Raw genomic sequence first — 18087 nt, forward strand, 5'->3', positions numbered from 1 at the left:
ACAAAAATGAAACTTGCAATTGATGCAATGGGCGGCGACCATGCCCCTAAAGAAATAGTCCTTGGTGCAATAAAGGCTGTTCAAGAATTTTCTGATATACATATTACCCTTGTTGGGGACGAAAGTAAAATTAAGGAATATTTAACTGGGCATGAGAGAATTTCAATCCTTCATACAACTGAGGTAATCCTTGGAACGGATGAACCGGTACGGGCAGTCCGCCGTAAGAAAGATGCCTCAATGGTTTTAGCTGCAAAGCAGGTATCAGAAGGCAATGCCGATGCATGTATCTCCGCCGGTAATACGGGTGCATTGATGGCGGCAGGACTGTTTGTGGTAGGCAGGATTGACGGCATTGACCGCCCGGCGCTCTCCCCCACCTTACCAACTATCGGTGGAGAAGGTTTTTTACTATTAGATGTTGGAGCGAATGCAGATGCGAAGCCGGAACATTTAGTGCAATATGCCATCATGGGATCTATTTATAGTGAAAAAGTAAGAGGAATTGCAAAACCACGAGTTGGATTGTTAAATATTGGTTCAGAGGAAAAAAAAGGTAATGAATTAACGAAAGCATCCTTTGAACTATTAAAAAAGACCAACATCCATTTTATTGGTAATGTGGAAGCTCGGGATTTGCTTGAAGGCGCAGCCGATGTGGTCGTTACGGATGGCTTTACAGGAAACATGGTATTAAAAACAATCGAAGGTACGGCTCTTTCCATGATGAAAATGTTAAAAACAGCTTTAATGAGCAGTTTAACAAGCAAACTGGCGGCTGCTGTTCTAAAACCAAATTTGTATTCGTTAAAAAGCAAGCTGGATTACTCCGAATATGGAGGAGCTGCACTTTTTGGTTTAAAAGCACCAGTGATTAAAGCACATGGTTCCTCGAATGCACAGGCCGTCTTTAGTGCCATTCGCCAAACAAGAGAAATGGCAGGAAACGATGTCGTTGGTTTAATAAAAAATGCTGTTGAAGAAACAAATGTTTCGAAAATAGAACAGTAAGAAGGAGTGCGAAAATGGGTAAAATTGCATTTGTTTTTCCGGGGCAGGGTTCCCAAACAGTTGGTATGGGAAAAGAAGCTGCTGAACAGAATTCTGAAATGATGAGCTATTTTACAAAAGCAGATGAAACACTTAATAGTTCTTTAAGTAAAATTATCTTTGAAGGCCCCCAAGAGGAGCTGACGTTAACCGTGAATGCGCAGCCTGCCTTGTTAACAACGAGTATTGCATTGTTATCCTTGTTTGAAAAATCGGGGATTCAAGCAGACTTTCTTGCCGGCCATAGCCTTGGTGAGTACACGGCATTAGTTGCTTCCGGTGCCTTAACCTTTGAAGAAGGCGTATATGCCGTCAGAAAAAGAGGCGAGTTCATGGAAGTGGCCGTTCCGAATGGAGAAGGCACAATGGCAGCAATCTTAGGTCTTGACCGTGTAAAGCTTGCATCTGCATGTAATGAAGTGAGTGAATCAGGCTTTCCGGTTTCATTGGCTAATTTAAATTGTCCGGGGCAAATTGTTATTTCCGGTTCGCGAAAAGGAGTAGAGCTTGCAGGTGAAAAGGCGAAGGAAGCAGGGGCTAAGCGCGTAATTCCACTTGAAGTTAGCGGACCTTTCCATTCTTCGCTAATGAAACCGGCCGCTGCTGAATTAAAGGGTGTATTAGATGGATTGAATATGCAGGATGCGAAGATTCCTGTCATCGCCAATGTTTCAGCGGAACCAATGGAGAAGGCTGAAGAAATCAAGGAAAAGTTAATCGAACAGCTCTTTTCACCTGTATTATGGGAAGATTCAGTTCAGAAGATGATTGACCTTGGTGTAGATACCTTTATTGAAATTGGACCTGGGAAAGTTTTATCAGGATTAATTAAGAAAATTGACCGTTCCGTTAAAACTTATTCTGTATCGGACGCATCAAGCTGCAAGGATGTAATTGAAGCATTAAAGGAGGGGCAATTATGAGTTTAGCAGGAAAAGCAGTACTTGTAACAGGGGCATCAAGAGGGATCGGTCGTGAAATTGCTCTTGAGTTAGCACGGCAGGGAGCAAATGTTGCTGTGAATTTTGCCGGTAGTGAGGCAAAAGCGAATGAAGTAGTGGATGAAATTAAAGCGCTAGGAAGAGATGCTTTTACGGTAAAGTGTGATGTTTCCAATTCTGAAGAAGTAGCATCTATGGTTAAAGAGACAGTTGACCGCTTTGGAAGACTGGATATTCTTGTTAATAATGCAGGGATTACAAAGGATAACTTATTGATGAGAATGAAAGAAGAAGAGTGGGACGATGTTATCAGTATTAATTTAAAAGGGGTTTTCCTTTGTACGAAGGCTGTCACAAGACAAATGATGAAGCAACGCTATGGAAGAATTATTAATATTGCTTCTATTGTTGGTGTCAGCGGTAATCCAGGACAGGCTAACTATGTTGCGGCAAAAGCGGGAGTGATTGGATTAACGAAAACAACCGCGAAAGAACTTGCTGCCCGAAATATTACAGTCAATGCGATCGCACCGGGTTTTATCACAACGGATATGACAGACAAATTAACAGAGGATATCAAAACGGAAATGCTCAAACAGATTCCATTAGCCCGTTTTGGAGAACCTAAAGATATTGCAAAAGTAACAGCATTCCTTGCTTCTGATGACAGTTCCTACATGACAGGACAGACACTTCACATCGACGGCGGTATGGTTATGTAATTTTTTATAATTTAACATTTATTATTTTGGACAAATACTCTATAATAGCTTGAGGGGAGGTGAACAAGCATGGCAGAGGTATTAGAACGAGTAACAAAGATCATCGTGGACCGTTTAGGTGTAGACGAGTCTCAAGTTACGCTTGAAGCTTCTTTTAAGGACGATCTTGGCGCTGATTCCCTTGACGTAGTTGAACTAGTAATGGAATTGGAAGATGAGTTTGATATGGAAATTTCTGACGATGATGCTGAAAAAATCGGCACAGTTGGTGATGCTGTTAATTACATAAATAGCAAAAAATAATCGTTGGATTTCTAAAAGTTGGCTCCGTTTTCAAACGGGGCTTTTCTTCAACTTGGCAGTTCAAACGTACTGCCAAGTTTCTTTGCGTTTTTAACAGAACTTTTTTAAACTATTACTAGTGAATGTATGTGAATACTAATTGCAAGGTGGAGACTTTCATGCGCAAAAATGGCAAGGAAAAAGAAACAAGCAGTCGCGCAAAAGAAAATCAATTCAAAGATTTTCAACAGAATATTGGAATTCATTTTGATAATGAGAAATTATTAAAACAAGCTTTTACCCATTCATCCTATGTGAATGAGCATCGCAGGAAGCCTTATGAAGATAATGAAAGGCTTGAATTTTTAGGAGATGCCGTACTTGAACTTACTGTTTCACAATTCCTTTATAAAAAATATCCAATGATGAGTGAAGGAGAACTAACAAAACTCCGGGCCGCTATTGTCTGTGAGCCATCACTTGTTTCTTTCGCAAATGAACTTTCCTTTGGAAAATATATTTTATTAGGAAAAGGAGAAGAAATGACAGGAGGCAGAGAGCGTCCTGCATTACTTGCAGATGTATTTGAAGCCTTCATTGGGGCGCTTTATTTAGAAAAAGGAATTGGTACAGTGATTGAATTTCTTGAAAAAGTGGTTTTTCCTAAGGTTAATGCGGGTGCTTTTTCTCATGTGATGGATTTTAAAAGCCAGCTTCAGGAACTTATTCAACGCGATGGGACAGGCGTGATTGAATATCGAGTTCTCCAGGAAATCGGACCTGCACATAACAAAGAATTTGTTTCAAGGGTCTCATTAAATGGTGAAGAATTAGGGACTGGTACCGGTAAATCCAAAAAAGAAGCAGAACAGCATGCAGCCCAGATGGCGCTTGAAATTTTAAAAGGGAAAACAACCATGTAATACATCTTAACGCGCTTTAAGGGAGGATTTTCAAATGTTTTTAAGGCGGTTGGACATCATTGGGTTTAAATCATTCGCTGACCGTATCGGAGTGGATTTTGTCCCTGGCGTAACGGCTGTGGTTGGGCCAAATGGCAGTGGAAAAAGTAATATTACGGATGCAATTCGCTGGGTATTGGGAGAACAATCAGCAAAATCATTAAGAGGGGCAAAAATGGAAGACATTATTTTTGCCGGGAGTGATTCGAGAAAACCACTTAATATTGCTGAAGTAACTCTAACTTTAGATAATCAGGACCAGGGGTTATCGATTGATTATAATGAAGTTAGTGTAACAAGAAGAGTATCCCGTTCTGGTGATAGTGACTATTTTATTAATAAACAGCCGTGCAGACTTAAGGATATTGTAGATCTTTTTATGGATTCCGGATTAGGAAGGGAAGCCTTTTCCATTATCAGTCAAGGAAAGGTTGAAGAAATCTTAAATAGTAAACCGGAAGACCGAAGAACAATTTTTGAAGAAGCTGCCGGAGTATTAAAATATAAAAATCGTAAGAAAAAAGCTGAAGGGAAGCTGTCGGAAGCACAAGAGAATTTGAATCGAGTGACAGATATTCTTTACGAGCTTGAAAGCCAGGTAGAACCGCTTAAAATTCAAGCATCGATGGCAAAAGACTTTTTAGAGAAGAAAGAAGAGCTTGAAAAAATTGAAGTAGCATTAACGGTTTATGAAATTGAAGAACTCCATCAAAAGTGGGAAAAGCTAACTCATCTGCTAGAAGAGCATCAACAAGAAGAATTAAAGCTCTCAACCCAGCTGCAAAAGAAAGAGGCTCAAATTGCTGAAACAAGGGATCATGTAACAGCCATAGATGAGTCGGTTTCTGATTTACAAAATGTTCTCCTTTATGCAAGTGAAGAACTTGAAAAATTGGAGGGCAGGAAGCAGGTTTTAAAGGAACGAAAGAAAAATGCTGCTCAGAATAAAGACCAATTAATCAAAAATATTTCTGAACTAACGGAGAAGGTGGACCTGCTTAAAAAGAATCGCGATATGCAAGCAGAGTCGGTTCGATTTTTAAGTGAGCAGGCACAATCACTAAAAGCCCGGTTAAAGGAAAAGCAGGAGAAGCTCCAATTATTCACAGAAAACATGGATGAAAAAATTGAATCATTAAAAAGTGAATATATTGAATTACTGAATGATCAGGCCGGAGCTAAAAATGAATTAAGGATGATTGTCCAGCAGCTTGAGCAGCAAGAGAAGAAGAACTTACGGCTTGACGAGGAAAATAGCAGATTTATTGAGGAACGCCAAATTGCTGCAGGGAAAAAGTTATCCATTCAAAACGGATTAGCAGAAATCCAGAAAAAGCTGGGCGATCATGTTGTATTATTCCGCGAGCAGCAAAAGAAGCTGGAGTCCGCTAAAAACAATTACCAAAAGCAAGAAAAAACCTTGTATCAAGCTTATCAAATACTGCAACAGGCTAAATCAAGAAAAGAAATGCTTGAGGAAATGGAAGAGGACTTTTCGGGCTTTTTCCAAGGCGTTAAAGAGGTTTTAAAGGCACGTGGGAAAAAGTTATCCGGAATTGAAGGTGCAGTTGCTGAACTTGTAACGGTGCCAAAACAATATGAGACCGCCCTTGAAACAGCCCTTGGAGGTGCATTGCAACATATCGTTGTTGATACAGAGGTAAATGCACGAATGGCCATTCAATTTTTAAAACAAAATTCGTTTGGACGCGCGACCTTTTTACCGCTTAGCGTCATAAAAGGACGGACATTGTCATCTTCCCAACTGTCTTCCATCGAAAATCATCCTTCCTTCATTGGAACTGCAGTAAGTCTAGTCCAGTTCGACCAAAAATACACAGAAGTAATGAATAATCTTCTTGGCAATGTGGTGATCACAAAAGACTTAAAGGGTGCCAATGAATTGGCAAAAATCCTTCAATATCGCTGCCGCTTCGTAACGATTGACGGCGATATTGTAAACCCTGGCGGTTCCATGACAGGCGGTGCCCTTAAGCAAAAGAATTCCTCGCTGTTAACACGAAAAGGTGAGCTAGAAGATTTGAAAACAAAGCTCACGGTAATGGAGGAAAAAACCTCTGGATTAGAGAAAACGGTGAAAGCACTAAAAGAAGAGGTTCAAACAAATGAAGGTCTTCTTGAAGAAATTCGTAAAACCGGTGAGGAATTAAGGGTAAACGAGCAATCACTAAAAGGGGATTTACATGGCGCTGAGCTTGAGGAAAAGAATATAAATGAGCGTTTAAGCATCTATGACTTAGAAAAAGGCCAATTTTTCGAGGAACGAGATCGTTTAACAGAGAGAAAAGGTGAATTATCCGATGATCTTGAAACCTATCAAGAGAAGATTGCCGGCCTGGATGAGCTTATTGCAAAGCTAACCGAGCAAAAGACCAATGATTTATCTTCAAAAGAAACCTTAACAAATGAAATGAATGAATTAAAGGTTGAATTTGCTTCTAAAAATGAGCAGTTGACGAGTGCAAAAGAACGTTTTTCGATTACAAAGGAAGATTTAGCTGAAAGCGAAGAAAAATTAGCGATTTTATCGGACGACTTGCAGCTGCTTTCGTCAGAAATGACTAGCAGCTCTTCAGGAGAGGAACGATTGGAAGAACAAGTAGTCAGGAAGCAACAGGATAAACAAGAAACGATAGAGCTTATCTCATCAAGAAGAAAAGAACGCTTGGAACTGCAAACAGTTCTAGAGGATTTAGAGCTCGAAGCAAAGGAGCTTAAGCGTCTTCACCGTGGAATGACTGAAGTGTTAAAGGATGAAGAAGTCAAAATTAATCGTTTGGATGTAGAACTTGAAAACCGTCTGAGCCACCTCAGGGAAGAATATTTATTATCTTTTGAAGGGGCGAAAGAACAGTTCCCGTTAATGGTTCCAATTGAGGAAGCCCGCAAAAGGGTAAAGTTAATTAAATTGGCAATCGAAGAGCTTGGCAATGTGAATCTTGGGGCGATTGAAGAATATGAACGAGTCTCAGAGAGATATGAATTTTTAAATGAACAAAAAAACGATCTCCAAGAAGCAAAAGAAACACTTTTTCAAGTGATTGAAGAAATGGATCTGGAAATGAAAAAGCGGTTTGAACAGACGTTTGAGGGAATCCGAAATCATTTTGAACCGGTATTTCGTGCCTTGTTTGGCGGCGGCCGCGCCGATTTAAGACTTACAGAACCAGAGGATTTATTAAATACTGGCGTAGAAATTGTTGCCCAGCCTCCGGGGAAGAAACTGCAGAACCTGGGACTTCTATCCGGAGGAGAAAGGGCGTTAACCGCCATAGCCTTGCTTTTTTCAATTTTAAAGGTTAGGCCGGTGCCGTTTTGTATTCTTGATGAGGTCGAGGCAGCCCTTGATGAGGCAAATGTTCACCGCTTTAGTCAATATTTAAAACGATACAGCTTAGAAACCCAGTTTATTGTCATTACTCATCGAAAAGGGACGATGGAAGAGGCAGATGTTCTTTATGGAGTAACAATGCAGGAATCAGGTGTTTCAAAGCTTGTATCGGTTCGGCTAGAGGAAACGAAGGAGCTTGTTGAATCTTAAGATAGGGAAGTGAAATCATGAGCTTTTTTAAAAAATTAAAAGAGAAAATCACGAAACAAGCGGATTCTGTTACGGAAAAGTTTAAGGAAGGTCTTACAAAAACACGGGATAGTTTTTCCGGTAAGGTAAACGACCTTGTTGCCAGATACCGTAAAGTCGATGAGGACTTTTTTGAAGAATTGGAAGAAATCCTCATTCAGGCGGATGTGGGCTTTGAAACAGTAATGGAATTAATTGATGAACTGAAAATGGAAGTAAAACGCCGCAACATTCAAGATCCGAAAGAAGTTCAAAGTGTGATTTCCGAAAAGTTGGTGGATATTTATAATGCGGGTGAAGAGCTATCTTCGGAGTTAAATATTCAACCAGAGGGACTTACCGTTATTTTATTTGTAGGTGTCAACGGGGTTGGGAAAACAACAACGATTGGAAAGTTGGGACATAAGTTCAAAAGTGAAGGGAAAAAGGTCCTGATGGCCGCCGGGGATACTTTCCGTGCCGGTGCAATTGAACAGCTTGAAGTATGGGGCTCGAGAGTAGGTGTTGAAGTAATCAAGCAAGCGGAGGGTTCTGACCCGGCAGCGGTTATGTATGATGCAATTCAAGCAGCCAAAGCCCGTAAAGCAGATATTCTATTATGTGATACAGCGGGACGATTGCAAAATAAAGTGAATTTAATGAAGGAACTCGAGAAGGTCAAACGGGTAATCGAACGGGAAATTCCCGGCGCGCCACATGAAGTTCTCCTTGTTCTTGATGCAACTACAGGTCAAAATGCGCTTATCCAGGCGAAAACTTTTAAAGAAGTAACGAATGTAAGCGGGATCGTATTATCAAAGTTAGACGGAACAGCAAAGGGCGGAATTGTCCTTGCCATCCGCAACGAATTAAAAATCCCAGTAAAATTCGTTGGCCTAGGTGAAAAAATGGATGACCTGCAAGAATTTAATGCGGAACAATATGTATACGGATTATTTGCCGACGAAGTAGAAAAGACAGAAGAATGATTTCTTTAGAAAGCAGTATTTTCAAAGTACTGCTTTCCTTTTTTAAAAAGTCTATCTAAATCAACAGACTAATTTAAGATAGCTTAAAAGGAAATCTGTAAAAATATGAATCACGTAACGTTGGAAAGGCCTTATCTTGACAGGGACAGGTCCACTGTGTAAACTACATTTGTAAAGGCTTTTCACTTAACAACAGGAGGGATGAGCATGCTTGAGAAAACAACACGGATGAATTATCTCTATGATTTTTACTATTCGTTGTTAACTCCAAAGCAGCAAAGCTATATGTCTCTCTATTACTTAGATGATTACTCACTAGGAGAAATTGCGGAAGAGTATAATGTCAGCCGTCAAGCCGTTTATGACAATATTAAACGGACGGAAGCAATGCTTGAGGAGTATGAGGAAAAGCTGCTGCTGTTTCAGAAATTTCAAGAGCGCAGCAATCTATTAAAGCATGTAAGAGAATTGCTTAACGCAGAACACCCTTCAAAGCAGGCGATGCTTGAAGCAGTAGCTGAGCTTGAAAAACTGGATTAGGAGGCGGCATGAATGGCGTTTGAAGGATTAGCCGACCGACTGCAGAGTACTATTCAAAAAATCCGCGGTAAAGGGAAAGTCTCTGAAGCGGATGTAAAAGAAATGATGAGAGAAGTTCGTCTAGCTTTATTAGAAGCCGACGTAAACTTCAAGGTTGTCAAAGAATTTGTCAAAAAAGTCAGTGAACGGGCAGTAGGACAGGAAGTCCTAAAAAGCCTAACTCCGGGACAGCAAATCATTAAAATCGTCAATGAAGAGTTGACAGAATTAATGGGTGGAGAGCAAAGTAAAATTGCAGTTTCGAATCGCCCTCCGACTGTGATTATGATGGTTGGTTTGCAAGGGGCAGGTAAAACAACAACTACTGGAAAGCTTTCGCTCCTACTTCGGAAAAAGTATAACCGCAAACCATTGCTTGTTGCAGCCGATATTTATCGTCCAGCCGCAATAAAACAGCTGGAAACGCTTGGTAAACAATTAGACGTGCCGGTTTTCTCACTTGGTGACCAAGTAAGTCCGGTAGAAATTGCGAAGCAAGCCATTGAAAAGGCAAAGGAAGAGCATCATGATTATGTCTTAATTGATACGGCCGGACGACTTCACATTGATGAAACTTTAATGGACGAGTTGAAGGACATTAAGGAACTTACAAAACCTGATGAAATCTTTCTTGTTGTCGATGCAATGACGGGTCAAGATGCTGTCAATGTTGCCCAAAGCTTTAATGAAACTCTTGGGTTAACTGGCGTAGTGTTAACCAAGCTTGATGGTGACACCCGTGGTGGTGCTGCCCTTTCGATTCGCGCCGTTACCCAAACCCCGATTAAATTCGTCGGTTTAGGTGAAAAAATGGATGCGCTTGAACCGTTTCATCCAGAACGGATGGCTTCGCGAATTCTAGGCATGGGGGATGTACTGACGCTTATTGAAAAAGCTCAGGCAAATGTCGATGAGGAAAAGGCAAAAGAACTCGAACAAAAAATGAGAACTGCATCCTTCACCCTCGATGACTTTTTGGAACAATTAGGTCAGGTTCGTAATCTCGGACCGCTTGATGAATTATTAAAAATGATGCCGGGGGCCAACAAGATTAAAGGTTTGAATAATCTTCAAATTGATGAAAAGCAAATTGCTCATGTTGAGGCGATTATACGCTCGATGACCAAAGAAGAAAAAATCCATCCGGAAATCATGAACTCAGGACGCAAAAGAAGGATTGCCAAAGGAAGCGGTAGAACAGTCCCTGAAGTCAATCGCTTGCTCAAGCAATTTGAAGACATGAAAAAAATGATGAAACAAATGTCAGGGATGCAGCAAAAGGGAAAGAAAAAAGGCGGATTTAAGTTTCCGTTTAAGCCTTTCTAAACGCGTAAAGAGAAAAACCTTTACAAGCTAATTTCTTTCTGTTAATATTATTTCTTGTGTGAAACATATTCGGAGGTGCTTATATAAAATGGCAGTTAAAATTCGTTTAAAACGTATGGGAGCTAAAAAAACTCCTTTCTATCGTATCGTAGTAGCAGATTCTCGTTCACCACGTGATGGACGTTACATTGAAGTCGTTGGAACTTACAATCCAGTTGCACAACCAGCTCAAATTCAAATCAACGAAGAATTAGCTCTTAAATGGTTACAAGATGGTGCAAAACCGTCTGATACAGTTCGTAACCTTTTCTCTAACCAAGGCATCATGGAAAAATTCCATAATGCAAAATTAAGCAAGTAAGGATTCGCAAATGAAACAATTGATTGAAACAATTGTTAAGCCTTTGGTTGATTTTCCGGAAGACGTTCGCGTCGATGTTAAGGAAGAGGATCAGCGAATCACGTATCATCTTTCCGTCAACAAGACGGATATTGGTAAGGTGATTGGAAAGCAGGGGCGCGTTGCAAAGGCCATTAGAACTGTTGTCTATGCAGCAGGATCATCACAACAGAAGAAAATATTTCTAGAAATTGGTGAATAGCTTTTTGCATCTAGATTAAAGGGAGGAATATAAATCCTCCCTTTTTTGCTAACTTTTTTTAAGCTTAAATAAGCTGAGTATAGGAGGCAGATCATGCAAATTATTCAATCTGTTGTGGTTAAGCAGGTATTAACGGAAAAGAGCAAGGAAAACCTGTTTGAAAAATTTCAAGCTCAAAAACTGCAGCTTCAAAAGGAACGGGATCAGCTTCTCTTTGAATTAAAACGTTTAGAAAAATCAAAGAATTTTTCACCGAGTGCATTGAAAAAACATTTTGAAAAAGAAATCCAGATGCGTCAGGAAAAGGAGAAGCTTCTTGATTTTCAAATTGAACAATTACATATTCTGCCTATAGGCAGTGAACTAAAGGAAAAAGAAGTACAAGCCCTGATCGAGATAAAGGTTGGAGACATATGGGATGAGAAATTCGGACAACCTACGATTATTATCCGAGACGGGATTATTAATGAAATACGATAGAGGTGACTAGCGGCATGGAAAAATGGTTTAATGTCGGGAAGATTGTCAATACACATGGCATCAGAGGGGAAGTTAGAGTAATATCGAAAACCGATTTCCCTGAAGAACGATACAAAATTGGAAATGTTCTTTACTTATTTTTACCGAAAGCAAAAGACCCGATTGAATTAAAGGTTAAAAGCCACCGCTCCCATAAAAATTTTGATTTGCTGACATTTGAAGGTTTGGAAAATATTAATGAAGTAGAAAAATTTAGGGATGGAATTTTAAAGGTCCCGGAATCCTATCTTGGTCAATTGGATGAAGATGAATTTTACTTTCACGAAATTATCGGCTGCTTGGTTGCGACAACCAAAGGTGAGGAAATTGGTAAAGTCACTGAAATCTTAACCCCTGGTGCTAACGATGTTTGGGTCGTAAAAGGTAAGGGTGGTAAGGAGACATTAATTCCCTATATCCATGATGTGGTAAAGAAAGTAGATGTAAAAGAGAAGGTCATTTTAATCGAACCGATGGAAGGGTTACTTTCATGATGAAAATTGACATCCTTACTCTTTTTCCGGAGATGTTTACAGGAGTATTGGGCCAATCCATTTTAAACAAAGCAGCAGAAAAATCTGCGGTGGAATATAATGTGGTGAACTTCCGTGAATATGCCGATAACAAACATAATACTGTTGATGACTATCCGTATGGCGGAGGGGCAGGGATGGTGCTTAAACCGCAGCCGATTTTTGATGCTGTGGCGGACCTAAAAGAAAAAGCATCCAGTCCGAATACGAGAGTCATTTTACTCTGCCCGCAGGGGACACGGTATGACCAGAGAAAAGCGGAAGAATTGGCTCGCGAGGACCATTTAATTTTCATTTGCGGCCATTATGAAGGGTACGATGAAAGAATACGCGAAAAAATTGTCACAGATGAAATTTCGATCGGTGATTATGTTTTAACAGGCGGGGAACTCGGTGCAATGGTTGTGATTGATAGTGTTGTCCGACTATTACCGGAAGTGCTGGGAAATGAAGAGTCTCATATGAAAGACTCGTTTAGCACCGGACTTTTGGAACATCCTCATTATACACGTCCGGCTGATTTTCGCGGTTTAAAGGTTCCGGAGGTTTTATTGTCCGGAAATCATAAATTAATAGAGGAATGGCGAAATAAAGAAGCTTTAAGACGAACGTTGTTACGAAGGCCGGATTTATTAGAAAAGATAGATTTGACCGATGAACAGGAAAAATGGCTGCAAGAAGTAAAAAAAGAATCCAAGTAGTTATTGCACAGTGTTGCTGTTTATGTTATGATACTATTTGTGACTTGGGCTGTTGTTTATCAGTTTGGTCTTATAACGATGTTCCGCTGCAGGTAATAGGTAAATAGATATGCAAGAGCATCTGTTGGAAGGAGTTGAATACGATGCATAAATTAATCGAAGAAATCACAAAAGAACAACTTCGCTCTGATCTTCCTGCGTTCCGTCCTGGGGATACTGTACGTGTACACGTAAAAGTTATCGAGGGTACTCGTGAGCGTATTCAGTTATTTGAAGGTGTTGTGATTAAGCGTCGTGGTGGTGGAATTAGCGAAACTTTTACAGTTCGTAAAGTTTCTTACGGAGTAGGCGTTGAGCGTACTTTCCCAGTACACACACCAAAAATTGCGAAGCTAGAAGTTATTCGTCGCGGTAAAGTTCGCCGTGCTAAGCTTTATTACTTACGTAAACTTCGCGGTAAAAAAGCAAGAATTAAAGAAATTCGCTAATATGAAAAAAAAAGAGCTTGCTCTGCAAGCTCTTTTTTCTATCGATTTATGATTAGGCACTTCCGCGTTTAAATATTAAAGTTTCATTAAAAAACTTTGTCCCATCGTGTTAAATCTCTTGAAGTTATGTAAAATATGCTTTATAAACTTATTTTTTTGCAAAAGATTGGTGGGAATTTAATGACAAAAAAGAAAAATGAACTATGGGAATGGACAAAAGCGCTTCTAATAGCTGTTATCTTAGCGGCAGTAATTCGTTATTTTTTATTTGCCCCGATTGTAGTGGATGGATTGTCGATGATGCCGACACTGAAAGATCAGGACAGAATGATTGTAAATAAGTATAGCTATAAAATTGGGGAGCCGCATCGGTTTGATATCATTGTCTTTCATGCTCCTGAGCATAAAGATTACATAAAACGCGTAATTGGACTTCCGGGCGACCGGATTGAATATAAAAATGATACCCTATATGTGAATGGGAAAGCGTATAAAGAACCGTATTTAGATAAATATAAAAAACAAGTTACGGATGGACCATTAACAGAGTCATTTAAACTCGAAGAAACGGCTGTAGGTCAAAAGACCGTTCCAAAGGGCGAATTGTTTGTAATGGGAGATAATCGGCGGTTCAGTAAGGACAGCCGCCATATTGGTGCAGTCCCTCTAAGTAAAGTAATCGGCAAGACAAGCATTGTTTACTGGCCGTTAAAAGATGCACATATTATTAAAGTAAAATAGAAACCTGAGAGGTGGTGGCTAATTTGACGATCCAATGGTTTCCCGGCCATATGGCCAAGGCTCGCAGAGAGGTCACGGAGAAATTAAAGCTGGTCGATATCATTTTTGAATTAGTGGATGCGAGAATCCCTTATTCTTCCAGGAATCCAATGATCGACGAAATTATTCAGCATAAACCAAGACTTGTTTTATTGAATAAAGCAGATATGGCGGATAAAGAAGCAACAAGGGAATGGATTGCCTTTTTTGCTGAAAAGGGAATCCGTGCACTTGCCATTAATTCACAGGCAGGAGTAGGAATGAGGGAAATTGCCCAGGCGGCCCAAGAAATCCTAAAAGAGAAGTTTGCACGCTTAAAAGCAAAGGGTGTAAAACCCAGGGCGATTCGGGCGATGATCGTCGGTATCCCAAATGCAGGGAAATCTACACTAATTAATAGGCTGGCAAAAAAAAATATTGCGAAAACCGGCAATACACCGGGTGTAACAAAATCCCAGCAATGGATAAAAGTCGGTAAAGAAATGGAATTACTGGATACACCGGGGATATTATGGCCTAAATTCGAAGACCAAGAAGTCGGAAGGAAGCTAGCGATTACAGGAGCGATTAAGGATACCCTCTTAAACCTGCAGGAGCTGACAATCTATTCGATTAGGTTTTTGGAAAAAGCCTACCCTGACCGCTTAAAAGAGCGGTATCAGCTTGATGAGGTCCCTGCTGATGTGGTGGAGTTGTTTGACCATATCGGGAAATTAAGAGGTTGTTTAATGGGCGGAGGCTTAGTTGATTACGATAAAGTAGCTGAGCTCGTAATCCGTGAGATCAGATCAGAAAAATTTGGACCGCTGACGTTTGAACGGCCAAAGGATTTCTTCGTTGAGGAAGAATCTAACTAAATCAGGCTCTCCCTAGGGGGAGCTTTATTTTTGGGGAAAAACAGGTGAACAATATGAAAAGACTATCCATTGCTGAAATTGAAGCGCATTTAATGACCATGGAAGATGACTCAAATCCATTCCTTCTTGAGCTTAAAAGTGATGAACGTAAAGGAGTCCAAACCGCTATTGAGCGATGGAAAAAAAGACGGGAACAAGAGCAAGTTCTTCAAGCTAAATTTTTTGAAATGAATCATTATGAACGAAAATGCCGGGCGGAAGGTTTTCAGCTTATTGCTGGTGTGGATGAAGTCGGAAGGGGGCCGCTGGCTGGCCCGGTCGCGTGTGCAGCTGTAATATTACCGGAAGACTTTTACTTGCCGGGTATTGATGATTCCAAGAAACTAACCGAAAAAAAGCGGGAGGAATATGACGCTATTATTCGGAAAGAAGCTATTGCTCTAAGTATCGCTATGGTACATGCTGATGAGATTGATAAAATAAATATTTATGAGGCAACAAAAAAAGCGATGAAATCTGCCATTGTTTCTTTAGGGCCTAAACCGGACTTCTTGTTAATTGATGCGATGAAACTCGACACTCCTTTTCCTGCCGAGTCAATTATCAAAGGAGATGCCAAAAGTGTCTCCATTGCGGCTGCCTCCATCATTGCAAAGGTGGCTAGAGACAAGATGATGAAAGAATTATCGAATGAATATCCGGAATATGGTTTTCAACATAACATGGGCTATGGGACAAAAGAGCATCTTTTAGCTATAGAAAAATATGGGATAACCCCTTACCACCGAAAAAGTTTTGCGCCAATTAAAGATTCTATTGCAAAATATTGATGGCAATACATAAAAAGGTATAAAGGGTATATGCTATTAAACAGGCTAAGGCCTGTTTTTTATTATGGTAAAAAAATAATTGTCTGCCATATATGGAAGGATTTATATGATGAAATTGGCTAAATAAGTAATTGTTTTACTTGTATTTTTAAGATGAATATAATTTTTATGTATTATGGTGGACAAGGTATGTGACATTATATACAATGTAAACGGAGTCAATTTTTTGAAGAGTTTGATAGGAGGATGGGAAATGAATATCCATGAGTATCAGGGGAAAGAAATCCTCAGAAAATATGGGGTAGCAGTTCCAAATGGTAAAGTGGCATTCACAGTTGAAGAAGCGGTGGAAGCTGCAAAAGAACTAGGCACACAAGTATGTGTGGTAAAAGCGCAAATCCATGCTGGCGGACGGGGTAAAGCTGGCGGTGTTAAAGTGGCAAAAAACCTTGATGAAGTTCGTACATATGCAAACGAAATTCTTGGTAAAACCTTAGTTACACACCAAACAGGCCCAGAAGGTAAGGAAGTAAAACGCTTGCTTATCGAAGAAGGCTGCGATATTAAAAAAGAATACTATGTTGGTTTAGTATTAGACCGTGCAACTTCCCGTGTTGTCTTAATGGCATCTGAAGAAGGCGGAACAGAAATTGAAGAGGTTGCAGAAAAAACTCCTGAGAAAATTTTTAAAGAAGTGATCGACCCGGTTCTTGGATTAATGCCTTTCCAAGCACGCCGTATTGCATTCAATATCAATATTCCAAAAGAATTAGTCAATCAAGCTGTAAAGTTTATGACAGGTCTTTACAGTGCTTTTGTTGAAAAGGATTGCTCAATTGCTGAAATCAATCCGTTAGTCGTAACAGGTGACGGAAAAGTTATGGCGCTAGATGCTAAATTAAACTTCGACTCTAATGCACTATACCGCCAGAAAGATGTTTTAGAATATCGTGACCTTGAAGAGGAAGATACAAAAGAAATCGAAGCTTCTAAATACGATTTAAGCTATATTGCACTTGATGGAAACATCGGCTGTATGGTTAACGGTGCCGGTCTTGCAATGGCAACAATGGATATCGTTAAGCATTATGGCGGAGATCCTGCTAACTTCCTTGATGTTGGCGGCGGTGCAACTGCTGAAAAGGTAACGGAAGCATTCAAAATTATCCTTTCTGATCCAAACGTAAAAGGTATTTTTGTTAATATCTTTGGTGGAATCATGAAGTGTGATGTTATTGCCGAGGGTGTTGTCGAGGCAGCTAAACAAGTTGGACTTTCTATTCCGCTAGTTGTTCGTTTAGAAGGAACAAATGTTGAGTTAGGTAAGAAAATCCTTGCTGAGTCTGGCCTTAACATTACTGCTGCTGAATCCATGGCAGATGGAGCACAAAAAATCGTTTCATTAGTGAAATAGGATCTTAAGAAAGGGGAATTAACGTGAGCGTTTTTATTAATAAAGATACCAAAGTAATTGTTCAAGGGATTACAGGTGGAACTGCCCGCTTCCACACAAAACAAATGCTTGAATATGGTACAAAAATCGTTGGGGGTACCTCTCCTGGTAAAGGTGGACAAGAGGTAGAAGGCGTACCTGTTTTTAATACAGTAAAAGAAGCTGTTGAAGCTACTGGTGCTACTGCTTCAGTAATTTACGTTCCTGCACCATTTGCAGCGGATTCCATTATTGAGGCTGTTGATGCCGAATTGGATCTTGCTATTTGTATTACTGAACATATTCCAGTACTGGATATGGTAAAAGTTAAACGTTATATGGAAGGCAAGAAAACTCGCTTAGTTGGACCTAACTGTCCTGGTGTTATTACGGCTGATGAGTGTAAAATTGGAATCATGCCTGGATACATTCACACAAAAGGCCATGTTGGTGTTGTTTCCCGTTCCGGAACATTAACATACGAAGCAGTTCATCAATTAACACAAGCAGGTATCGGTCAAACAACAGCTGTTGGTATTGGTGGAGACCCTGTAAATGGAACAAACTTTATCGACGTATTAAAAGCGTTTAATGAAGACCCTGAAACTTATGCTGTAATCATGATTGGTGAAATCGGCGGTACAGCAGAAGAAGAAGCGGCTCAATGGGTAAAAGCTAACATGACAAAACCAGTTGTCGGCTTCATCGGCGGCCGTACTGCACCTCCAGGAAAGCGTATGGGCCATGCTGGCGCCATCATTTCAGGTGGTAAAGGTACTGCTGATGAAAAAATCCGTGTCATGAACGAATGCGGCATCAAAGTTGCTGATACTCCTTCCGTAATGGGAGAAACATTAATCGAAGCATTAAAAGAACAAGGCTTATACGAAAAGTGTAAAACTCACTAAGAATTC

At 40.1% G+C, this 18087-nt stretch carries 20 protein-coding genes; all 20 read left to right on the top strand.

Annotation, left to right across the window (positions count from 1 at the left end; all coding sequences use genetic code 11):
• Positions 1-6: 6 nt before the first annotated feature.
• The 20 genes from plsX to sucD all read left to right on the top strand — a co-directional run bounded on the left by plsX (position 7) and on the right by sucD (position 18081).
• Entirely contained in the window at positions 7-1011 is a 1005-nt protein-coding gene (gene plsX, locus ACFQZ9_RS06465) for a phosphate acyltransferase PlsX (RefSeq protein ID WP_498942799.1), read from the top strand.
• Between the two features lie 14 nt (positions 1012-1025).
• Entirely contained in the window at positions 1026-1973 is a 948-nt protein-coding gene (gene fabD / locus ACFQZ9_RS06470; protein ID WP_498942800.1) for an ACP S-malonyltransferase, read from the top strand.
• On the top strand, positions 1970-2713 hold the full coding sequence (fabG, locus tag ACFQZ9_RS06475) for a 3-oxoacyl-[acyl-carrier-protein] reductase (RefSeq protein WP_498942801.1): 744 nt from the start codon (positions 1970-1972) through the stop codon (positions 2711-2713). The genes fabD and fabG overlap by 4 nt, the downstream gene beginning before the upstream one ends.
• A 69-nt stretch (positions 2714-2782) precedes the next feature.
• Complete coding sequence (locus tag ACFQZ9_RS06480; protein WP_118922655.1) at positions 2783-3016, top strand: acyl carrier protein; 234 nt, start codon at positions 2783-2785, stop codon at positions 3014-3016.
• Between the two features lie 158 nt (positions 3017-3174).
• Positions 3175-3918, top strand: coding sequence for a ribonuclease III family protein (gene rnc, locus ACFQZ9_RS06485; RefSeq protein WP_498942802.1), 744 nt, complete (start codon positions 3175-3177; stop codon positions 3916-3918).
• Positions 3919-3952: 34 nt separating this feature from the next.
• A complete protein-coding gene (gene smc, locus ACFQZ9_RS06490; RefSeq protein WP_498942803.1) occupies positions 3953-7519 on the top strand; it encodes a chromosome segregation protein SMC in 3567 nt (1188 codons plus the stop codon).
• A 17-nt stretch (positions 7520-7536) separates the two neighbouring features.
• Positions 7537-8526: a signal recognition particle-docking protein FtsY gene (ftsY, locus tag ACFQZ9_RS06495; RefSeq protein ID WP_198311196.1), complete on the top strand. Its 990-nt coding sequence runs from the start codon at positions 7537-7539 to the stop codon at positions 8524-8526.
• A 207-nt stretch (positions 8527-8733) separates the two neighbouring features.
• A complete protein-coding gene (locus ACFQZ9_RS06500; protein ID WP_198311197.1) occupies positions 8734-9066 on the top strand; it encodes a putative DNA-binding protein in 333 nt (110 codons plus the stop codon).
• Positions 9067-9078: 12 nt separating this feature from the next.
• Entirely contained in the window at positions 9079-10431 is a 1353-nt protein-coding gene (ffh, locus tag ACFQZ9_RS06505; protein ID WP_198311198.1) for a signal recognition particle protein, read from the top strand.
• Positions 10432-10519: 88 nt separating this feature from the next.
• Positions 10520-10792: a 30S ribosomal protein S16 gene (rpsP, locus tag ACFQZ9_RS06510; protein WP_198311199.1), complete on the top strand. Its 273-nt coding sequence runs from the start codon at positions 10520-10522 to the stop codon at positions 10790-10792.
• A gap of 10 nt (positions 10793-10802) precedes the next feature.
• Entirely contained in the window at positions 10803-11033 is a 231-nt protein-coding gene (locus ACFQZ9_RS06515) for a KH domain-containing protein (protein WP_198311200.1), read from the top strand.
• 93 nt (positions 11034-11126) lie between these two features.
• On the top strand, positions 11127-11513 hold the full coding sequence (locus ACFQZ9_RS06520) for a YlqD family protein (protein ID WP_498942804.1): 387 nt from the start codon (positions 11127-11129) through the stop codon (positions 11511-11513).
• Positions 11514-11527: 14 nt separating this feature from the next.
• Complete coding sequence (gene rimM, locus ACFQZ9_RS06525; protein WP_198311202.1) at positions 11528-12046, top strand: ribosome maturation factor RimM; 519 nt, start codon at positions 11528-11530, stop codon at positions 12044-12046.
• Positions 12043-12786, top strand: a complete 744-nt coding sequence (trmD, locus tag ACFQZ9_RS06530) for a tRNA (guanosine(37)-N1)-methyltransferase TrmD (RefSeq protein ID WP_232490103.1) — start codon at positions 12043-12045, stop codon at positions 12784-12786. The genes rimM and trmD overlap by 4 nt, the downstream gene beginning before the upstream one ends.
• A gap of 143 nt (positions 12787-12929) precedes the next feature.
• A complete protein-coding gene (gene rplS, locus ACFQZ9_RS06535; protein WP_026574863.1) occupies positions 12930-13274 on the top strand; it encodes a 50S ribosomal protein L19 in 345 nt (114 codons plus the stop codon).
• A gap of 180 nt (positions 13275-13454) precedes the next feature.
• Positions 13455-14015: a signal peptidase I gene (gene lepB / locus ACFQZ9_RS06540; protein WP_198311203.1), complete on the top strand. Its 561-nt coding sequence runs from the start codon at positions 13455-13457 to the stop codon at positions 14013-14015.
• A 23-nt stretch (positions 14016-14038) separates the two neighbouring features.
• Positions 14039-14911: a YlqF/YawG family GTPase gene (gene ylqF / locus ACFQZ9_RS06545; protein ID WP_498942805.1), complete on the top strand. Its 873-nt coding sequence runs from the start codon at positions 14039-14041 to the stop codon at positions 14909-14911.
• A gap of 53 nt (positions 14912-14964) precedes the next feature.
• Complete coding sequence (gene rnhB / locus ACFQZ9_RS06550; RefSeq protein ID WP_198311352.1) at positions 14965-15741, top strand: ribonuclease HII; 777 nt, start codon at positions 14965-14967, stop codon at positions 15739-15741.
• A 253-nt stretch (positions 15742-15994) separates the two neighbouring features.
• Complete coding sequence (sucC, locus tag ACFQZ9_RS06555) at positions 15995-17155, top strand: ADP-forming succinate--CoA ligase subunit beta (protein WP_198311205.1); 1161 nt, start codon at positions 15995-15997, stop codon at positions 17153-17155.
• A 23-nt stretch (positions 17156-17178) separates the two neighbouring features.
• Positions 17179-18081: a succinate--CoA ligase subunit alpha gene (gene sucD / locus ACFQZ9_RS06560; protein ID WP_026574868.1), complete on the top strand. Its 903-nt coding sequence runs from the start codon at positions 17179-17181 to the stop codon at positions 18079-18081.
• Positions 18082-18087 lie beyond the last annotated feature (6 nt).

Source organism: Neobacillus sp. GCM10027624, from assembly GCF_042675345.1.
GTDB lineage: Bacteria > Bacillota > Bacilli > Bacillales > Cytobacillaceae > Neobacillus > Neobacillus cucumis_D.

Coding starts and splice junctions, on each gene's coding strand:
- rnc (WP_498942802.1), top strand. CDS start 3,175: ATGCGCAAAAATGGCAAGGAAAAAGAAACAAGCAGTCGCGCAAAAGAA.
- smc (WP_498942803.1), top strand. CDS start 3,953: ATGTTTTTAAGGCGGTTGGACATCATTGGGTTTAAATCATTCGCTGAC.
- ACFQZ9_RS06480 (WP_118922655.1), top strand. CDS start 2,783: ATGGCAGAGGTATTAGAACGAGTAACAAAGATCATCGTGGACCGTTTA.
- sucC (WP_198311205.1), top strand. CDS start 15,995: ATGAATATCCATGAGTATCAGGGGAAAGAAATCCTCAGAAAATATGGG.
- plsX (WP_498942799.1), top strand. CDS start 7: ATGAAACTTGCAATTGATGCAATGGGCGGCGACCATGCCCCTAAAGAA.
- ACFQZ9_RS06515 (WP_198311200.1), top strand. CDS start 10,803: ATGAAACAATTGATTGAAACAATTGTTAAGCCTTTGGTTGATTTTCCG.
- fabG (WP_498942801.1), top strand. CDS start 1,970: ATGAGTTTAGCAGGAAAAGCAGTACTTGTAACAGGGGCATCAAGAGGG.
- ffh (WP_198311198.1), top strand. CDS start 9,079: ATGGCGTTTGAAGGATTAGCCGACCGACTGCAGAGTACTATTCAAAAA.
- ACFQZ9_RS06500 (WP_198311197.1), top strand. CDS start 8,734: ATGCTTGAGAAAACAACACGGATGAATTATCTCTATGATTTTTACTAT.
- ACFQZ9_RS06520 (WP_498942804.1), top strand. CDS start 11,127: ATGCAAATTATTCAATCTGTTGTGGTTAAGCAGGTATTAACGGAAAAG.
- lepB (WP_198311203.1), top strand. CDS start 13,455: ATGACAAAAAAGAAAAATGAACTATGGGAATGGACAAAAGCGCTTCTA.
- rplS (WP_026574863.1), top strand. CDS start 12,930: ATGCATAAATTAATCGAAGAAATCACAAAAGAACAACTTCGCTCTGAT.
- rnhB (WP_198311352.1), top strand. CDS start 14,965: ATGAAAAGACTATCCATTGCTGAAATTGAAGCGCATTTAATGACCATG.
- rpsP (WP_198311199.1), top strand. CDS start 10,520: ATGGCAGTTAAAATTCGTTTAAAACGTATGGGAGCTAAAAAAACTCCT.
- ftsY (WP_198311196.1), top strand. CDS start 7,537: ATGAGCTTTTTTAAAAAATTAAAAGAGAAAATCACGAAACAAGCGGAT.
- fabD (WP_498942800.1), top strand. CDS start 1,026: ATGGGTAAAATTGCATTTGTTTTTCCGGGGCAGGGTTCCCAAACAGTT.
- rimM (WP_198311202.1), top strand. CDS start 11,528: ATGGAAAAATGGTTTAATGTCGGGAAGATTGTCAATACACATGGCATC.
- trmD (WP_232490103.1), top strand. CDS start 12,043: ATGATGAAAATTGACATCCTTACTCTTTTTCCGGAGATGTTTACAGGA.